Origin of the sequence: Bradyrhizobium sp. 35 (assembly GCF_023073215.1) — a bacterium.
GTDB lineage: Bacteria > Pseudomonadota > Alphaproteobacteria > Rhizobiales > Xanthobacteraceae > Bradyrhizobium > Bradyrhizobium canariense_D.
On record NZ_JADPJC010000133.1, the window covers coordinates 38,983 to 57,215 of the forward strand.

At 63.5% G+C, this 18,233-nt stretch carries 15 protein-coding genes; 9 read left to right on the plus strand and 6 right to left on the minus strand.

What is annotated here, in order from left to right; all coding sequences use genetic code 11:
- Positions 1–156 precede the first annotated feature (156 nt).
- The 7 genes from hemJ to IVB36_RS27220 all read left to right on the plus strand — a co-directional run bounded on the left by hemJ (position 157) and on the right by IVB36_RS27220 (position 8,714).
- Positions 157–591 carry a protoporphyrinogen oxidase HemJ gene (hemJ, locus tag IVB36_RS27190; protein WP_018459641.1) on the plus strand — a complete coding sequence of 145 codons (435 nt, stop codon included), beginning with the start codon at positions 157–159 and terminating at the stop codon, positions 589–591.
- 247 nt (positions 592–838) lie between these two features.
- Positions 839–2,104, plus strand: coding sequence for a transcription termination factor Rho (gene rho, locus IVB36_RS27195; RefSeq protein ID WP_007598612.1), 1,266 nt, complete (start codon positions 839–841; stop codon positions 2,102–2,104).
- A 309-nt stretch (positions 2,105–2,413) separates the two neighbouring features.
- Positions 2,414–3,772 carry a tRNA uridine-5-carboxymethylaminomethyl(34) synthesis GTPase MnmE gene (mnmE, locus tag IVB36_RS27200; RefSeq protein WP_247393694.1) on the plus strand — a complete coding sequence of 453 codons (1,359 nt, stop codon included), beginning with the start codon at positions 2,414–2,416 and terminating at the stop codon, positions 3,770–3,772.
- A gap of 434 nt (positions 3,773–4,206) precedes the next feature.
- A complete protein-coding gene (gene mnmG, locus IVB36_RS27205; protein ID WP_018459643.1) occupies positions 4,207–6,087 on the plus strand; it encodes a tRNA uridine-5-carboxymethylaminomethyl(34) synthesis enzyme MnmG in 1,881 nt (626 codons plus the stop codon).
- A gap of 7 nt (positions 6,088–6,094) precedes the next feature.
- Positions 6,095–6,868, plus strand: a complete 774-nt coding sequence (gene rsmG / locus IVB36_RS27210; protein WP_018459644.1) for a 16S rRNA (guanine(527)-N(7))-methyltransferase RsmG — start codon at positions 6,095–6,097, stop codon at positions 6,866–6,868.
- A 30-nt stretch (positions 6,869–6,898) separates the two neighbouring features.
- A complete protein-coding gene (locus IVB36_RS27215; protein WP_018459645.1) occupies positions 6,899–7,753 on the plus strand; it encodes a ParA family protein in 855 nt (284 codons plus the stop codon).
- Positions 7,754–7,829: 76 nt separating this feature from the next.
- Positions 7,830–8,714: a ParB/RepB/Spo0J family partition protein gene (locus IVB36_RS27220; RefSeq protein ID WP_018459646.1), complete on the plus strand. Its 885-nt coding sequence runs from the start codon at positions 7,830–7,832 to the stop codon at positions 8,712–8,714.
- Positions 8,715–8,868: 154 nt separating this feature from the next.
- Here IVB36_RS27220 and holA read toward each other — a convergent pair whose 3' ends face one another.
- The 4 genes from holA to IVB36_RS27240 form a co-directional block, all read right to left on the minus strand.
- Positions 8,869–9,897: a DNA polymerase III subunit delta gene (gene holA / locus IVB36_RS27225; RefSeq protein WP_018459647.1), complete on the minus strand. Its 1,029-nt coding sequence runs from the start codon at positions 9,895–9,897 to the stop codon at positions 8,869–8,871.
- Positions 9,898–9,944: 47 nt separating this feature from the next.
- Positions 9,945–10,496, minus strand: coding sequence for an LPS assembly lipoprotein LptE (gene lptE, locus IVB36_RS27230; RefSeq protein WP_018459648.1), 552 nt, complete (start codon positions 10,494–10,496; stop codon positions 9,945–9,947).
- A complete protein-coding gene (gene leuS / locus IVB36_RS27235; RefSeq protein ID WP_018459649.1) occupies positions 10,483–13,107 on the minus strand; it encodes a leucine--tRNA ligase in 2,625 nt (874 codons plus the stop codon). The genes lptE and leuS overlap by 14 nt, the downstream gene beginning before the upstream one ends.
- Positions 13,108–13,304: 197 nt before the next feature.
- A complete protein-coding gene (locus tag IVB36_RS27240) occupies positions 13,305–15,002 on the minus strand; it encodes a diguanylate cyclase (RefSeq protein ID WP_247393710.1) in 1,698 nt (565 codons plus the stop codon).
- A 108-nt stretch (positions 15,003–15,110) separates the two neighbouring features.
- Here IVB36_RS27240 and IVB36_RS27245 point away from each other — a divergent pair, with 108 nt between their 5' ends.
- The gene (locus IVB36_RS27245; protein WP_247393713.1) at positions 15,111–15,800 is read left to right on the plus strand and encodes a YggS family pyridoxal phosphate-dependent enzyme; all 690 of its coding nucleotides are present in this window, start codon (positions 15,111–15,113) and stop codon (positions 15,798–15,800) included.
- 138 nt (positions 15,801–15,938) lie between these two features.
- On the opposite strand, the gene IVB36_RS27250 is transcribed toward IVB36_RS27245, so the two are convergent.
- Entirely contained in the window at positions 15,939–16,712 is a 774-nt protein-coding gene (locus IVB36_RS27250; RefSeq protein WP_018459652.1) for a fumarylacetoacetate hydrolase family protein, read from the minus strand.
- A 6-nt stretch (positions 16,713–16,718) separates the two neighbouring features.
- Positions 16,719–17,288, minus strand: coding sequence for a L,D-transpeptidase family protein (locus IVB36_RS27255; protein WP_026233855.1), 570 nt, complete (start codon positions 17,286–17,288; stop codon positions 16,719–16,721).
- A 202-nt stretch (positions 17,289–17,490) separates the two neighbouring features.
- Between IVB36_RS27255 and IVB36_RS27260 the strand changes: the two genes are divergently transcribed.
- Positions 17,491–18,177, plus strand: a complete 687-nt coding sequence (locus IVB36_RS27260) for a response regulator transcription factor (RefSeq protein WP_007598630.1) — start codon at positions 17,491–17,493, stop codon at positions 18,175–18,177.
- Positions 18,178–18,233: the final 56 nt, after the last annotated feature.

The following is an 18,233-nucleotide window of genomic DNA, read 5'->3' on the forward strand; positions in this document are numbered from 1 at the left end:
GTCCAATTCACCGTCACATAGACTCAAACCTTAAGAATCTAAGATTCTTATTGGAGAAGGGCGCTACGGACGGATATGTGTGCAGGCAAGACCTTAACGAGTTCTTACTATCCCCAACGTTTCCCCTCGGCTGGGCAGGAATCCGGACCCCCAGACATGTTTGAAGACGTCTACCTCTGGATCAAGGCGCTGCATGTGATCGCCGTCATTTCCTGGATGGCGGGCATGCTCTATTTGCCACGGCTGTTCGTTTATCATTGCGAGGCTGAAGTCGGCTCGCAGCAGTCGGAAACGTTCAAGATCATGGAACGGCGGCTGTTCAAGGCGATCATCAACCCCGCTATGATCGTGACCTGGCTCGCCGGGCTCTACCTCGCCTGGGCTGGACACTGGTTCACTTTCGGCTGGCTGCACGTAAAACTGGCACTGGTCCTGGCGATGTCCGCGGTCCACGGCTTTTTTTCGCGCTGGCTGAAGGATTTCGCGGCGGACCGGCGCCCCCGGAGCCAGAAATTCTATCGGATTATCAACGAGGTACCAACTGCCTTGATGATTCTGATCGTCATCATGGTGATCGTGAAGCCGTTCTAGGCAGCGGTCGCGAACAATCGCTCAGTGCTTCTGCTTGCGGAGTGTGAGGCGATTTTCTATATTAGCGATATCCCACCCAACGCAGGCGGATGTGGTCGTGTCTGAGCTTTCCAGAGGCCGGACACCCCATCAGGTTTGAAGCCTCACCGGCGCTCTCCTTGCCAGACCTGCGGACCTTACCTTTTCGCGTCCGCATTTCAGAGCCTCCTCGCACCCCCCTCCCAGGTTACCCCACAGGACCACCCCAATGCGGGAAATCAAACTCCAGGACCTCAAGTCGAAGACGCCGGCCGAGCTCGTCTCGTTCGCGGAAGAGAATGGGGTCGAGAATGCCAGCACCATGCGCAAGCAGGAGCTGCTGTTCGCCATCCTCAAGCAGCTTGCGCTCGCCGAGACCGACATCGTCGGCGAAGGCGTCGTCGAGGTTCTCTCCGACGGCTTCGGCTTCCTCCGCTCGCCCGATGCGAATTATCTGCCGGGCCCGGATGACATCTACGTTTCGCCCTCGCAGATCCGCCGTTTTGGCCTGCGCACCGGCGACACTATCGAAGGCCACATCCGCAGCCCGAAGGAGGGCGAGCGCTATTTCGCGCTGCTGAAGGTCAACACGCTCAATTTCGAGGACCCGGAAAAGGCCAAGCACAAGGTCAATTTCGACAACCTCACGCCGCTGTTTCCGAATCAGCGCTTCCGCATGGAAATCGACGACCCCACGCGGAAAGACCTGTCTGCAAGGGTGATCGACATCGTTGCGCCGATCGGCAAGGGTCAGCGCGCGCTGATCGTCGCGCCGCCGCGCACGGGCAAGACCGTGCTGATGCAGAACATCGCGCACTCGATCGCGCATAATCATCCCGAGTGCTATCTGATCGTGCTCCTGATCGACGAACGTCCGGAAGAAGTCACGGACATGCAGCGCTCGGTGAAGGGCGAGGTCGTCTCCTCGACCTTCGACGAGCCGGCGGTGCGCCATGTCCAGGTCGCCGAGATGGTGATCGAGAAGGCCAAGCGTCTGGTTGAGCATGGCCGCGACGTCGTGATCCTGCTGGACTCCATCACGCGCCTCGGCCGCGCCTACAACACCGTGGTGCCGTCATCGGGCAAGGTGCTGACCGGCGGTGTCGATGCCAACGCGCTGCAGCGGCCGAAGCGGTTCTTCGGCGCCGCCCGCAACATCGAAGAGGGCGGCTCGCTGACGATCATCGCGACTGCGCTGGTTGATACCGGCAGCCGTATGGACGAAGTCATCTTCGAAGAGTTCAAGGGCACCGGCAACTCCGAGCTGATCCTCGATCGCAAGGTGTCGGACAAGCGGACCTTCCCGGCGATCGACATTTCGCGCTCCGGCACCCGTAAGGAAGAGCTGATCACCGATCCGGTGGTCTTGAAGAAGATGTACGTACTCCGCCGCATCCTGAATCCGATGGGGACGATGGACGGCATCGACTTCCTGCTCGACAAGCTGCGCTCGACCAAGAGCAATTCCGAGTTCTTCGATTCGATGAACACCTGATTGCAGTGCAACATGATCCAAAGGGCGCCTTCGGGCGCCCTTTTTCTTTGTGCGACTTTGTTGCAGCGAGCTGCAGCATGGCGGGGCGTTGTCGTCTGGAGTAGGCGTCGTCTAAGATGTTGATATAATTTATGAATAGCGGATCGAGGGATGCCGCTCATTCCGTTGCAAGTGGTTCTTGCAGTAGACGCTCGCGAATTTATTGCATCGCACTATTGGTTTTGCTGCGAGAATCCAAGCAGCATAATCGCTCGATTTGTCAGCCGAAACGGATGTTTGCCTTTTCCCTTTCAGCCGGACAAATAGGCTATGTATCCGCGAGACCACACCATCTTTGCACTGTCGTCTGGCCGTCCGCCAAGTGCGCTTGCGGCGGTGCGTGTCTCCGGGCCAGGCGCCAGCCTGGTGCTGACGACGCTGGCGGGCAAGCTGCCGGCGCCGAGGCAGGCCAGCCGCCGGCTCCTTCATGACGGCGTGGGCCAGCCGATCGACGATTCGGTGGTGTTGTGGTTTCCGGGGCCCGGCAGCGCGACCGGCGAGGACGTCGCCGAATTTCACGTCCATGGCGGCCGCGCGGTGCTGGCCGCACTGTTTACCGCAATTTCCGTAATTCCGAATATGCGAGCTGCCGAACCGGGCGAATTCACCCGGCGCGCCTTCGAGAACGGCAAGCTCGACCTGACCGAGGCGGAGGGCCTCGACGATCTCATTCATGCCGACACCGACCGCCAGCGCCGCCAGGCGTTGCGGCAGTTGCAGGGTCTCCTCGGCAATCGCGCGCGCGACTGGCGCGAGCGCATCATCGACGCCTCGGCCTTGATCGAGGCCGGCATCGATTTCTCCGACGAGGGCGATGTGCCCGCCGAGTTGAGAGCGCCTGCGGTCAAGGCGATCAGTGCGCTGCATGACGAAATCGCAGAAGTCCTTGCGGCACAGGGACAAGCTGAACGCTTGCGCGACGGCCTGGTGGTTGCGATCGCGGGCGAGCCGAATGTCGGCAAGTCGACGCTGATCAACCAGCTCGCGCGCCGCGACGTCGCGATCGTCTCGCCGCATGCCGGCACGACACGCGATGTGATCGAGGTGCAGCTCGATCTTGATGGCTATCCCGTCACGGTGATCGACACGGCCGGCATTCGCGAGACCGACGATCCGGTGGAGCAGGAGGGTGTTCGCCGGGCGCGAGCCCGAGCCGAAGACGCCGACCTCGTGTTGTGGCTGGTGGAGGCGGGGCGCGCGGTCGATCCGGCCGCAATGCCGTTGCTGGGGAAGTCCGGCAATGCAGGCAGCCGCTCCGGCGGTTCGGTCTGGATCGTGCGCAACAAGATCGATCTCGGCGGGGTCGAGGACGTCGGCCTGTACGGTGAGTTCGGAATCGCCGCCAGCCGGGGGGACGGCATTCCCGCGCTGGTCGATGCTATGGTGAAATTCGCCGCCGACTTCTTCGGAACGACTGAGGGCGCGTTGGTGACCCGGGCCCGGCAGCGGGATTTGCTGCGCCGGGCGTCGGACAGCTTGCGGCGGAGTCTGGAGCTTGTAGAAGACGGCGAGGAGCTTGCCGCCGAAGAGCTGCGCGCTGCGGCCTATGCCTTGGGCCGGCTGCTGGGTCGGGTGGATGTCGAGGACGTCCTGGGGGCGATTTTTCGGAAGTTCTGCGTTGGGAAGTAGCCCTAGTTCTTCATTGTACAACTAGCCTTTGTTCCACTTCTTCGTTTCACGTGAAACACTGCGGTCGCGTTCCGAGACGTTTCACGTAAAACGTGACTCCATTACCCATATTTGCTGGCAAACGTGGCAGCTAAGGGAGCGGGTGAGCGGAGAGATCCCGGATCACTCCGCTCGCGATGATGGGAGTATGCCGCTGCCATCGAGCTTCGAGACCGGGCCGCATCTGGACGTTACGGCCCTTCAGTAGACACTTTATGCGTCGGGAGCTCCGTTTTCTCCCACTGAAAATGATAATCTTTCCAAGGGCGGTTCTACTGTGCCTGGGGTTGTTTTCGCGAAAAACATCTGGGCTCCGCTTGCACCGTTTCACGTGAAACAACCGCCTTTCCAGTTTCCGCTTCCGGCTTCCCCGCCTCTGAGCTAGAAGTCCGTCCATGCGCACAGAGCGAGAGAGCTTCGACGTCATTGTGATTGGCGGCGGCCATGCCGGCTGTGAGGCCGCTTCTGCCTCTGCCCGGATGGGCGCGGCGACCGCTCTGGTGACGCACCGCTTCTCCACGGTCGGCGCGATGTCCTGCAATCCCGCCATTGGCGGTCTCGGCAAGGGCCATCTGGTTCGCGAGGTCGACGCGCTCGATGGTCTGATGGGCCGGGTCGGCGACGCCGGCGGTATTCAGTTTCGCGTTCTCAATCGCCGTAAGGGCCCAGCGGTCCGTGGTCCGCGCGCGCAGGCCGACCGGAAGCTCTATGCGGCCGCGATGCAGGCGGCGATCCGGGAGACCGAGGGTCTTTCCGTGGTCGAAGGCGAAGCGGACGAGCTGATCGTGGTCGAGGGACGGGTGATCGGCCTGCGCCTGGCAGATGGCCGCGAGCTTCGGGCAGGGGCTGTCGTCGTCACCACCGGCACCTTCCTTCGCGGTCTGATCCATCTCGGAGAGAAGAATTGGCCCGCCGGCAGGGTCGGCGAGGCGCCTGCGATGGGCCTTTCGACCTCGTTCGAGCGCGCCGGATTCACCCTTGGACGGCTCAAGACGGGCACTCCGCCGCGTCTGGATGGCACGACGATCGACTGGTCGGCGGTCGAGATGCAGCCGGGGGACGAGCCTCCGGAGCCGTTTTCGATGGTGACCGAGCGGATCACGACGCCGCAGATCCAGTGCGGAATCACCCGAACCAATTCCGCCACCCATGAGGTGATCCGGGCCAATGTTCATCGCTCTCCGATGTACTCCGGCCAGATCAAGAGCTCCGGACCGCGCTATTGCCCCTCGATCGAGGACAAGATCGTTCGCTTCGGCGATCGCGACGGTCACCAGATCTTCCTGGAGCCGGAAGGGCTCGACGACAGCACTGTCTATCCCAACGGCATCTCGACCTCGCTGCCGGAGGACGTTCAGCTCGCCATTCTCGCAACCATTCCCGGCCTGGAGCGGGTGAAGATGGTCCGGCCGGGCTATGCCATCGAATACGACCACATCGATCCGCGTGAGCTCGATCCGACCCTCCAGACCAAGCGCCTGCGCGGTCTGTTCCTGGCCGGCCAGATCAATGGCACCACGGGGTACGAGGAAGCTGCCGGCCAGGGCATCGTGGCCGGGCTGAACGCGGCATTGGCTGCGAGCGGCGCCGCGCTGACAGTGTTCGACCGAGCTGATGGCTATCTTGGCGTCATGGTCGACGACCTCGTCACCCGCGGCATCAGCGAACCCTATCGGATGTTCACCTCCAGGGCCGAGTACCGCCTGACACTGCGTGCCGACAATGCCGATCAGCGTTTGACCGAGAAGGGCGTCGCTCTGGGCTGCGTTGGCAGCGCCCGGACGGTGCATCATCGCGCCAAGATGGACGCCCTGAATGCGGCACGAGCGCTCTCGAAGTCGCTGACGATCACTCCGAACGAAGCGATCAAGCATGGTCTGTCCCTGAACCGGGACGGCCAGCGGCGCTCGGCTTTCGAACTGATGGCCTATCCCGATATTGGCTGGAGCCAGGTCCGTGCGATCTGGCCCGAGCTGTCCGGCATTGATCCCGTCATTGCCACCCATCTCGAGATCGACGCGAAGTACGATGTCTATCTGGAGCGCCAGAGCGCGGACGTCGAAGCCTTCAGGCGGGACGAGGGGATGGTGTTGTCGGACGTCGATTACCAGCAGGTCCCCGGTCTCTCCAATGAGGTGCGGGCCAAGCTGGAGAACGCGCGGCCGTTCACCGTTGGCCAGGCCGGCCGAATCGACGGCATGACGCCTGCCGCGCTCGGCATTCTTGCGGCCTATCTCCGCCGCGAAGCGCGGAAGACTTCCAAAGTAATCGCATAGGTTTCACGTGAAACAGCGCGGGCCGGGCGGCGGCAGATCGTCTTCAGGAAAACCCTCGGCGGGTGAGGGTGCCGGTGTTCGCTCCGAACCGGCGCCTGCCCGGCCAAAGATCGACAAGGCCAGCGCCAACGATCGATCGTGGGACGTCGTCATTGCAGCCGACAAGGTTGCGGCGCTCAACCTCGCGCCTGTTTCACATGAAACGGAAGCCCGGCTCGATCGCTACATCGCACTGCTGCGGGAGTGGCAGGCCAAGACCAACCTCGTCGCGCCCTCGACATTGCCGTACCTCTGGACCCGGCACATCGCCGACTCTCTTCAGCTCGTCGCTCTCGCCCCATCGGCCAAACGTTGGGCCGACCTCGGCAGCGGTGGCGGCTTTCCCGGGATCGTCCTGGCCTGCGCCATGGCCGGGACGGCCGGGGCGAGCGTCCATCTGGTCGAGCGAATCGCCAAGAAGGCGGCCTTCCTGCGCGAAGCCGTGCGCGTCACGACATCTCCGGGAGTCGTACATCTCGCTGAGATCGGGGATAATGTGGATAGAATCACCGGCCCGGTCGATTGCGTCACCGCGCGTGCGCTGGCTCCGCTACATCAACTCATCGGCTTTGCGGAGCCGCTGATGCGCCGGGGCGCAAAGGCGTTGTTTCTCAAGGGTCAAGATGTAGAGTCTGAATTGACCGAAGCCACTAAATATTGGAATATTCAGCCGCAGCTCCACCACAGCCGTACAGGCGACGGTTGGATCGTCGAGCTGGCTTCCGTCGAACGGCGCGGGTGAGGCGTCAGGGGCCGAGTGGGGGAATTTGCGATGAGCGTGATTGACGAACCGCAGCAAGAACAGACCGCCGCCGTCCCGCAGGGCCATCCGCGCATCCTGGCGCTGGCGAATCAGAAGGGCGGCGTGGGAAAAACAACCACGGCGATCAATCTCGGCACGGCGCTCGCTGCGATCGGCGAGCGCGTCCTGATCGTCGATCTCGATCCGCAGGGCAATGCCTCGACCGGACTCGGCATCGATCGCCGCAACCGCTCCTGCTCGACCTATGACGTTCTGATCGGCGAGGCGAGCCTGCGGGAAGCGGTGGTGTCGACGGCAGTGCCGCGGCTGCATATCGCGCCCTCGACCATGGATCTCTCCGGCCTTGAGCTCGAGCTCGGCACCACGCCGGGTCGTGCGTACAAGCTGCGCGATGCGATCAGCGCGCTCAACAACAACGTCTCGCCCGACGCCGATTACACTTACGTGCTGATCGACTGTCCGCCCTCGCTCAACTTGATCACCGTGAACGCGATGGCGGCTTCCGACGCAATCCTGGTGCCGCTCCAGTGCGAGTTCTTCGCGCTCGAAGGTCTGTCGCAATTGCTGCAGACGGTGGAGCAGGTGCGCTCGACGCTCAATCCGAGCCTGTCGATCCACGGCATCGTGCTGACCATGTTCGACTCGCGCAACAATCTCTCGAACCAGGTCGTTGCCGACGTCCGGCAGTTCATGGGCGAGAAGGTCTACAAGACCATGATCCCGCGCAACGTGCGCATCTCGGAGGCGCCGTCCTACGGCAAGCCGGTGCTCGTCTACGATCTCAAATGCGTCGGCAGCGAAGCTTATCTGCGGCTCGCCACCGAAGTGATCCAGCGCGAGCGCGAGCTGCGGACGACGCATTGAAGCGGCGTTGATGCTACGAGTTACGAGTTTCGACAATTCAGTTCTGGAGTGCAGCGTGAATCCAAGGGAGCTGGCGATGGCCGACGAAGCGCGTTCGCGACTGGGCCGGGGTCTTGCGAGTCTGATCGGTGACGTCGGCGGCGAGGCTCAGCATGTCGATCGGCCGCGCGCGCAACGCAAGGTGCCGATCGAGTTCATCAAGCCCAATCCGCGCAACCCGCGCCGCACCTTTTCGGAGAGCGAGCTCAGGGAGCTCAGCGATTCGATCAGGCAGCATGGCGTGATCCAGCCGATCGTGGTGCGCCCGGTGAAGGGTGCGCAGGACCGCTTCGAGATCATCGCCGGCGAACGGCGCTGGCGCGCCTCGCAAATGGCCGGCCTGCACGAAGTGCCGATCGTCCCCGTCGACATCAGCGACAGCGATGCGCTGGAGTTCGCGATCGTCGAGAACGTGCAACGCGAAGACCTCAACCCGATGGAAGAGGCGCTTGGGTATCACGCGCTCGCCAACGAGTTCAAACGCAGCCAGGACGACATCGCCAAAGTCGTCGGCAAGAGCCGCAGCCACATCGCCAACATGATGCGGCTGACGAAGCTTCCCGCCGAGGTGCAAACCCTGATCACGACCGGCGAGCTGACCGCGGGTCATGCCCGCGCGCTGATCGGCGTGCCTGATCCGCTCGCTGCCGCCAAGCGCATCGTCGAGGAGGGCCTCAACGTCCGCCAGGCCGAGGCGTTGGCGCATGAAGAGGGCGTGCCGGAGCGCAAGCCGCAGAAGGCGCGCACGGGGGCGAAGGAAAAGGACCCTGACACGGTCGACCTCGAAAAGCGCGTCAGCGACGCGCTCGGGCTCAAGGTCACGGTGAGCCACCGCGACCCCGGCGGCTCGGTCCAGATCAACTACCGCAACCTCGATCAGCTCGACGAGGTGATGCGGCGGCTGGCGAAGGGCGCCCTGTAGCCGCTTGGTGTCGTCCTGGCGAAAGCCAGGACCTCATGCCGATCCACACGTCATTGCGAGCGCAGCGAAGCCATCCAGAATCTTTCCGCGGAGAGATTCTGGATTGCTTCGTCGCAAGGGCTCCTCGCAATGACGAGGGGACAGTGCGGGAAGCTCAGCTCCGCCGCTTCGCGTTTGCGGCGATCGCCATCAGCGTGCGCTGGGCGATGGCGGCGGCGAGGGTGGATTGCTTGCGGGTATCGAGCGCGGCGGTCGCGAGCTGCTCGATGATGACGGCGAGCCGCGCCACGCTGAAATTGCGCAATGCGGTTTCGACCGCGGGCTTCCGCGAAAAATGCAGGCGCGGATAGCCGCTGTCGAGCACCGCGGATGCGGGCGTGCCGTCGGCGATTGCGAGCGCCGATTTGTGCAGCCACGCCGCCTGACGCTGCGCCGCGGAGATGATCACGCCGGGGTAGGTGCCGGCGATCATGGCTTTGGCAAACTCGTTCTCGACGATCTCGGGCCGGCCGGCGAAGGCGCCATCGACGATCGGATCGAGTTTCAGTTCCGACGCATCGGCGACGACAGCCATCACGTCATCCAGCGTGATCTCGCCCTTGCCATGGGCATAGAGCGTGAGCTTGCGCAGCTCGTTGCGGGAGGCCTGGCGATCGCCGCCGAGGAACGACATCAGCGCCGCGCGGGCATCTTGCGCGATGCGCAAATTGGCGATGCGGAGCTCGTCTTCCATGAGCTTGGCGAGATCGCGCTCGGTATCGGGATAGCAGGCGATCGCGACGGCCGTCTTGGCGCGTTCGCAGGCCTTGCGCAGTGGCGATTCCGGACGCAGCTCGCCGGCCTCGATCACGATGCGGCAATCCCTGACGCCCATTTCCGCCAGCGTGTCGATAGCACTGGCAAAGCTGCGCGAGCCGGCGCGCACGCGGATGGCGCGGCGGCCGCCGAACAGCGGCACCGTCATGGCCTCGTCGACGAGGCGCGACGGCTCGGCGGAGAGCTCGTCGCCATCGACCTTGACCAGCGAGAAGGGATCATTGGGATCGTCGACGGACGAGGCGATCAGCGCATCCGCGCGTTCGCGGACCAGGCCGGCGTCGGGACCATAGAGCAGGATGATCGGACGGCCCGCATCGGGGCGGGCGAGAAAGGCGTCGATCTCTTTTCCGCGCAGCGCGACCATGTTGCCTGGGACTCGTCATTCCGGGCGAACCGGGGTGACGGGATGAATTAAGTGCCCGCGGTGAAGAACGAGGCGAGTCGAGTCGTGATGTTCTCGGCGATCTCGTTGGCAGCACGATCCTCGGCATCACGTACCGCGCGGTTGCGGCTGAAACGCTGATAGGAGCCGGGCATGTCGTAGGACACGCGGGAGAACGTGGTGCCTGTCATCACCGACTTGCCGCTGACGACCTCGATCAGATTGTACTGGGCGTCGAGGCCGTAGTTTTCGCTGCTGGGCAGGCCGGTGTTGGGATCGACGATCAGCGACGTCTTGCTGCTTGCGAAGCGGATCTCGAGGCGGTGGGTTGGCGGCATGCCAGTGGCGCTGCCATAGAGCTTGAAGGCCAGCGCGTTGCGGACCTCGACGCCGACCCGGGCCTCGCGTGAGGCATTGGCTTTGGCGATCGGGGGTAGATCGACCCCCATCAGCTTCTCGCGCAGACCGGGGGTGCCGTCGGTGTGCTCGGCATACATCGGGTGGAAGCAGCCGGCCGTCATGGCCGCCAGTGCGGCGACCGCCAGCAAGCGGGCTGCGATGCGGATCCTAGCCGACAACATTCACGATCCTCTTGGGGACGATAATCACCTTGCGGACGGGTTTGCCATCCAAGGCCAGTTTTACCGCATCGAGGGCCAAAACGGCAGCCTCGATTTCCGGATTCTCGGCCGCTGTTGCAACTGTGACCTCGCCCCGCTTCTTACCGTTGACCTGGACCACCAGGGTCACACTGTCTTCAACCAGCAAATCGCGTTCGATTTGGGGCCAATTGGCCTCGGAAACCAGCCCGCTATGGCCCAGAACCTGCCAACACTCCTCGGCCAAATGCGGCATCATCGGGGAGAACAGCTGGACCAGGATCTGGCTGGCCTCCCGGATCGCCCAGGCCAAATCTGGAGCCGGCTGGCCGGGACGTTGCAAGATCTCCGCAAACGCATTGGTGAATTCGCGGATATGGGCGAGGCAGACGTTGAAGTGCAGTCGCTCGATTCCGGTGGTGACCTTGTCCAGCGCGCCATGGGCAGCCTTGCGCAAGGCGGTGGCGTCCGGGCCGAAGCTGGCCGGCCGGGCCGTCGGCGCGCCCTTGCCGGGTTCCACAGAATCGTTCACCAGCCGCCACAGCCGCTGCACGAAGCGCGAGGCGCCCTGGACGCGCTCGTCGCTCCAGATCACGTCGCGCTCGGGCGGGGAGTCCGACAGCATGAACCAGCGGGCGACGTCGGCGCCATAGGTCTCGATGATGTCGTCGGGATCGACCGTGTTCTTCTTCGACTTCGACATCTTCTCGATCGGGCCTATCTGGATGTCTTCGCCTGACGTTAGCAGCGTGGCGCGGCGGCCGTTGGCGCCGGTCTCGACCTTCACCTCGACCGGCTGGACGTAGGTGCCGTCGGCCTTCTGGTAGGTCTCGTGCACTACCATGCCCTGCGTGAACATGCCCGCGAACGGCTCGTCCAGGGCGATGTGCCCGGTCGCCTTCATCGCGCGGGTGAAGAAGCGGCTGTAGAGCAGATGCAGGATCGCGTGCTCGACGCCGCCGATATACTGGTCGACCGGCAGCATCCGGTTGGCGACCTCTGGCGTCGTCGGAGCGTTCTCGTTCCAGGGATCGGTGAAACGCGCAAAGTACCAGGACGAATCGACGAAGGTGTCCATGGTGTCAGTTTCGCGGCTAGCCTTGCCGCCGCATTGCGGACAGGTGACGTGCTTCCAGGTCGGATGATGATCGAGCGCGTTGCCCGGCTTGTCGAAGGTCGCATCGTCCGGCAGTTCGACGGGCAGATCGGCATCCGGCACCGGCACGACGTCGCATTTCGGGCAATGGATGACGGGGATCGGGCAGCCCCAATAGCGCTGGCGCGAAATGCCCCAGTCGCGCAGGCGGAAATTGACCTGGCGCTCGCCGACCGGCGCGTTGCCGCGCAGCTCGCTCTCGAGACGCTTCGCCACCTCGTCCTTGGCCTGATCGATGGTCATGCCGTCAAGGAAACGCGAATTGATCATGCGGCCGTCACCGTCATAGGCGGTATCGGTGATGACGAATGATTTCGGATCCTGGCCCTCGGGGCACACCACCGGCGTGTTGCCGAGAGCGTACTTGTTGACGAAGTCGAGGTCGCGCTGGTCGTGTGCGGGACAGCCGAAAATGGCGCCGGTGCCGTATTCCATCAGCACGAAGTTGGCGACATAGACCGGCAGCTTCCAGCTCGGATCGAACGGGTGGACCGCGCGGATGCCGGTATCGAATCCCTGCTTCTCGGCGGTGTCGATGATCTCCTGCGCCGTGCCCATCCGCTTGATCTCGCCGATGAACTCGGCAAGCTTCGGATTCTTAGCCGCGGCTGCCTGCGCCAACGGATGATCGGCCGAGATCGCCATGAACTTCGCGCCGAACAGCGTGTCGGGGCGTGTCGTAAAAATCTTCAGCTCGCTCTCGCCGGCCGGCGTCGTCGTCGCGTCGAGCGCGAAGCGGATCAGCAGGCCCTCGGACCGGCCGATCCAGTTGCGCTGCATCAGCCGCACCTTGTCGGGCCAGCGGTCCAGCGTATCCAGTGCAGACAGCAGCTCCTGCGAGTACTTCGTGATCTTGAAGACCCACTGGTTCATTTCCCGTTGCTCGACAACGGCACCCGAACGCCAGCCCTTCCCGTCGATCACCTGCTCGTTGGCGAGCACGGTCATGTCGACGGGGTCCCAGTTCACCTTGCGCTTCTCGCGCTCGGCGAGGCCTTCGCGCAGGAAGTCCAGAAACATCTTCTGCTGGTGCTTGTAATAGGAGGGATCGCAGGTCGCGATCTCGCGGCTCCAGTCCAGCGACAGTCCGATCGAACGGAGCTGCTTCTTCATCGCGGCGATGTTGGCGTAGGTCCAGGCCTTCGGTGCGACCTTGCGCTCGATCGCGGCGTTCTCGGCCGGCAGGCCGAAAGCGTCCCAGCCCATCGGGTGCAGCACGTTGAAACCCTTGGCTCGCATGAAGCGGGCCAGTACGTCGCCAAGCGTGTAATTGCGGACATGGCCGATATGGATGCGCCCCGACGGGTAGGGGAACATCTCAAGCACATAGTATTTCGGCCGCGGATCGTCGTTTTTGGAGACGAAGATCGCCTGTTGGTCCCAGGCGGCTTGCCAGCGCGGTTCGGCGTCGCGGGCGTTGTAGCGTTCGGAGGTCATGGAATCGTTGGGTTTTCGTGGATCTGGCCGTCTAAAGACGGCGGACTAGGCCATAGAAGTCCTCGGGGGGTCAATGGGTTGCCGCTGGCGGCGCGGCGCCGCAAGGCTGCTCCGCAAAAATACGGAGAGTCCTGTTCGGCTCGCCGGGCCTGGTCACCGAGAGCGAGGTCGATCGCGTCCGGGCTGCGGGTTAGCCCTCAGCCCGCCATCATCATTTCCGCCGCGCCGTTGTCGATCACCGTGATGCCATGCTCGACGACGTTGTTGCGACCGCGGTGCTTGGCGGCGTAGAGCGCGGCGTCGGCGGCTTCGATCAAATCGCCCGGACGCAAGCTCTCGTTGGGCTTGGTCGCGGCAACGCCGATCGAGACGGTGACGATCATGTGGTCGGAGGTGATGTGCGGCAGGCCCAGCTTCAGCACGGCCGCACGCGCCTGTTCGCCAATTTCGACGGCGCGCGCCACGTCGGTGTTCGGCAGCAACAGGCAGAATTCCTCGCCGCCGTAGCGGGCCGCGAAGCCCATCGTGTCGGCGGCGATGCCGGACAGCGATTCGCCGAGCCTGGTCAGGCAAGAATCGCCTTCGAGATGGCCGTAGGTGTCGTTGAACAGCTTGAAATGGTCGACGTCGATCATCAACAGCGCGAGGTCGCTGCCATATTGCTGCGCGCGCATCCATTCGAAATCGAGGCGGCTCTGGAAGCCGCGGCGGTTGGCAAGCCCCGACAACATGTCGATCGAGGCCATCACCGTGAGTCGGTCATTGCTCGCCATCAGCTCGCGTTCGCGCTGGCTGAGCTGTGCGGCCATCGCGTTGAACGCGCGGGCGAGCGGCACGAACTCGGCCGGCAGGCGATTGCGCGCGGCACGCGCCGACAGATCGCCCTCGCCCAGACGCTTGGCCATGTCGGCGAGCATCCTGATCGGCTTGATCACCAGTTTCTCGGCTGCGATCAGCGCGCCGAGCAGCACGAATACGACGACGAAACCGAGCTGGAGATAGGCGGTGCGGATGTCGCGGCTCACGGCCGCGGACACCTTGTCCTCGTCGATGCTGGCGATCAGGCGGGCATTGGTTCCGGCGATGCGGATATAGCTGACCGCGCGGCGGGACCCGTCGGCAGCGAGGAAAGAGAGTGAACCTTCGTCCTGGTCAGACCTCAGCGCCTTGTCGGCGATCGCGGACATCAGCGGCATGTTGCCGAGCGGACGGCCGATCGCACTATGCTGGTCGGCCGGTGCCGCCAGCACGGTGCCGGTGCTGTCGACCAGCACGGCCGTGATGCCGGCGCGCCCCCCCAGATTGCTCATGACCTTCGACATCCAGTCGAGGTTGACGGTGGCGAGCACGACGGCATCCGCTACGCCGCTGAAGGCGGACACCGGGTAAACCGCCATGACGGTCGGTGTCAGCACCGGGCGCGACAGGATGAAGTCGCTCAGGACGAAGCGGCCGGTTTCCTGCGCCTGCTGGAAATACGGCCGGTCACTGAGGTCCAGGCCGACATACATGTTGTTGGTGGCGCACTGGATGCGCCCGTCCTGGCCGGCGATCAGAAGCGTGCGGATCCAGGGAAGGTTCGACGGCAGGCTCGCGCGCAGCACGTCACAGCTCTTGCTGATGCCGCCGGCGGAGGCGCGGATGAAAGCTTCCGATTTCAGGATGGTCTCGACCGACGAGATCACCTCGCGCTGCGCATCGGCGCTGTGTCTTGCAACGGTGGTGAATTCGGCTGTGGCCTGTGCGATCTGCCGTGTGCGCGTGTCTTCCAGCGATCGGATGCGTTCGAACATCAAAGGCGTCACCAGAATCACCGCGAGCAACGCAAGCCGCGCCCGGATTCCGAGAACCTGCTTGAGTTTCGCTCGTTTGCGGTTGAAACTGACGTTTGACATCTTCGCTGCCCACCCCGCGGCTAAGGTAAAGCGAGGGGTTCAAAAACTCTTTCTTGAACTCGGTAAAATTAGAACTAGCTCCGCAACAACCAGCTCCGATGCGACATCATGACTGAAGCCAACGCCGCGCCGCTAACCGGCCATTCACCAAACGCGCTCGCCGCGGTCGAAGCCGAAATCGCGCGCGCCTGCAAGGATGCGCGGCGCGAGCGTGCCTCCGTGACGCTGATCGCGGTGTCGAAAACTTTCGCCGCGGATGCAATTACCCCGGTCATCGGCGCCGGGCAGCGCGTATTCGGGGAGAATCGCGTGCAGGAGGCCAAAGGCAAGTGGCCCGCGTTAACTTCTGTTTACCCCGATATCGCGCTGCATCTGATCGGCCCGCTGCAATCCAACAAGGCGAAAGAGGCAGTCGCGCTGTTCGATGCCATCCATTCGGTCGATCGCCCGAGCATTTGCCAGGCGTTAGCCAAGGAAATCGAATCCCAGAACAAGCACCCGGAATTGTTCGTGCAGATCAATATCGGTGAGGAGCCGCAGAAGGCGGGCATCGCGCCCGGCGAGGCCGATGCTTTCATCGCGAGCTGCCGCGACACCTACGGGCTGACGATCTCGGGGTTGATGTGCATCCCGCCGGTAGACGAGCCGCCGGCGGCGCATTTCGTGCTGACCGCCAAGGTCGCCGCGCGCAATGGATTGAAGAAGCTCTCGATGGGCATGAGCGCGGATTATGCGACCGCGATCATGCTCGGCGCCACCCATGTGCGCGTGGGCAGTGCGATCTTCGGGCGCCGGTGAGAGCCGTTAGCGACGGCAGAGCGCCATACGAACTCTCGATTTCGTCATTGCGAGCACAGCGAAGCAATCCAGAGTCCCTCCGCGGAAAGATTCTGGATTGCTTCGCTGCGCTCGCAATGACGGTGGTGTATGTGGGGCCTATTCAAACCCCACTGCCACCTTCCCCAGCGCGCCAAAGTCCGCGACAAACCGATCACCCGCCTGGATCGGAAGCGGCGGATGGCACGTGCCCGTGGTCACTACCTCCCCTGCCCGCAAGATGATGCCGAGGCCACGCAGCTCGTTGGCCAGCCAGGCCAGGGCAATGCGGGGATCGCCGAGCACGTTCTTGCCGTGGCCGAGATAGCGCTGGCCGCGTAGCGTGATCTGCGGCCGCTCTTCGACGAGATCCATGGCACGCCAGTTCGCATTCGTCGCTGCGCCCAGCACGAACAGATGCGCACAGGCGTTGTCGGCGATGAGCTGCGCCTCGCCGGCGCTGGCGAAATCGGCAAAGCGCGAATCGGGAATCTCGATCGCGGGATGCAAGCTGTCCACGGCGGCGAGCACCTCGTCGACAGTATATGGCGCCGCGCGCGGCGGCAGATCGCGCCCCATGCCGAAAGCGAACTCCGGTTCGCCGACGCGCATCGCGTTGCCCTTCATCGAGGCGGTGCCGCCATCGGCGATCACGGTGTCGCTCATGATCCGACCGGCCAACGGTCCCGCGACATTGATGTGCTTCTGTCCGGACTCGCTCGTTGCCGCGATCTTCCAGCCGAACAAAGTCCCGCTGAGCGCAGCCTGCACGGCGTAAGCCTCGGTGCGGTTCTGAGGCCGCAACTCTGGCTCCAGCGCGTCAAGCTTGGTGCCGTCGCGCCAATGTTTAACCAGGACCTGCGAAGCGGCGGCGATCTGATCCTTGTCGAGCATGTGTCCTCATCCGATGATGATTTTTGTTTTTGGTCCAAGCCGCCGCAGCAATTGTCGCATCGCCGCTTCGGTCATCGAGACGCAGCCTGCGGTGGGGCCGAAATTGTCGCGGGCCAGATGCAAGAACACCGCGCTGCCCCGGCCGGCGATCCGCGGCCTCGTATTGTGGTCGATTTCGATGATGAAGTCATAGAGATGGTCGGCCCGCTTGAGCCGGTCGCCGCCCTGCCCCTGGCGGAGGCGGATTCCCTGATTGTAATGACGGTCCTTGGGATCCTCGCACCAGGCGTCCTCGCCGGTGATGATCCGGGCCGGCAGGAAGGTCTGCGGGCGGCTGTGCCGGTCGCCCCGCCACCACAATCGCCTCGGACGGAAGCTGCCCCGCGGGGTGCCGCCATCGCCCTCGCGCTTGTTCGCCAGAATGCCGCCGCGTCCGAGCGCCACCGGAATCGTCAGCGCTCCGGCGGTCAGCCAGCCCCGGCGCGGCTTCCCGGCGGCAGGCTTAACGCGGATCACCGAGAGCGGCCCGGCGCTCCGGTTCATGGTGTAACTAGCTGAAGCAGCTTTATTTTTCATGTGAACGTGCGATGTCGAATTCATTACAGGACATTCATCAAAACGGCCTGCTATTCTAGGTTAGAGTGGTTCTGGCTTGTGAATCGGTAACAGCCCACTACTTCAAGACGAACAACAATAATAACGGCGACCCCTAAACTTCCCTCTCGGCCGGGTGCAGCATGGATGCGCGCCGCGCCGGACCCCAAAAGGATGACCCCCTATGGCCAATGCCCGCAAGATCCTGATCGTGGATGACGATACCGATCTGCGCGATACGTTGGTGGAGCAATTGTCGCTGCACGAAGAATTTGAAGCCTCCGCGGTCGATACCGGCGCCAAGGGCGCGAGCGCCGCGAAGGCCAATGCCCCCGATCTCGTCCTGATGGATGTTGGCCTGCCCGACACCGATGGCCGCGAAGTGGTCCGTTCCTTACGCAAGGGCGGGTTCAAGGCTCCGATCATCATGCTCACCGGGCATGACACCGATTCCGACACGATTTTGGGGCTGGAATCCGGCGCCAACGACTATGTCGCAAAACCCTTCCGCTTCGCCGTACTGCTGGCGCGCATCCGCGCCCAGCTCCGGCAGCACGAAGCCAGCGAGGACGCAGTGTTCTCGGTCGGCCCCTACTCTTTCCGGCCCGGCTCCAAGATGCTGACCGCCGCCAATGCGCGCAAGGTCCGGCTGACGGAGAAGGAAACCGCCATCCTCCGCTTCCTCTACCGGGCCGGCCAGATGCCGGTCTCGCGCGAGACCCTGCTCCAGGAGGTCTGGGGCTACAATTCCGGCGTCACCACCCACACGCTGGAAACCCACATTTACCGGCTTCGCCAGAAGATCGAGAAGGACGCCGCGAACCCGGAAATCCTGGTCACGGAAGCCGGTGGCTACAAGCTGGTGCCGTGATACGCTTCAGGGGCGTGCGAATCGTTTTAGATTGCGTGCCCTTGAGCCCCGGACCT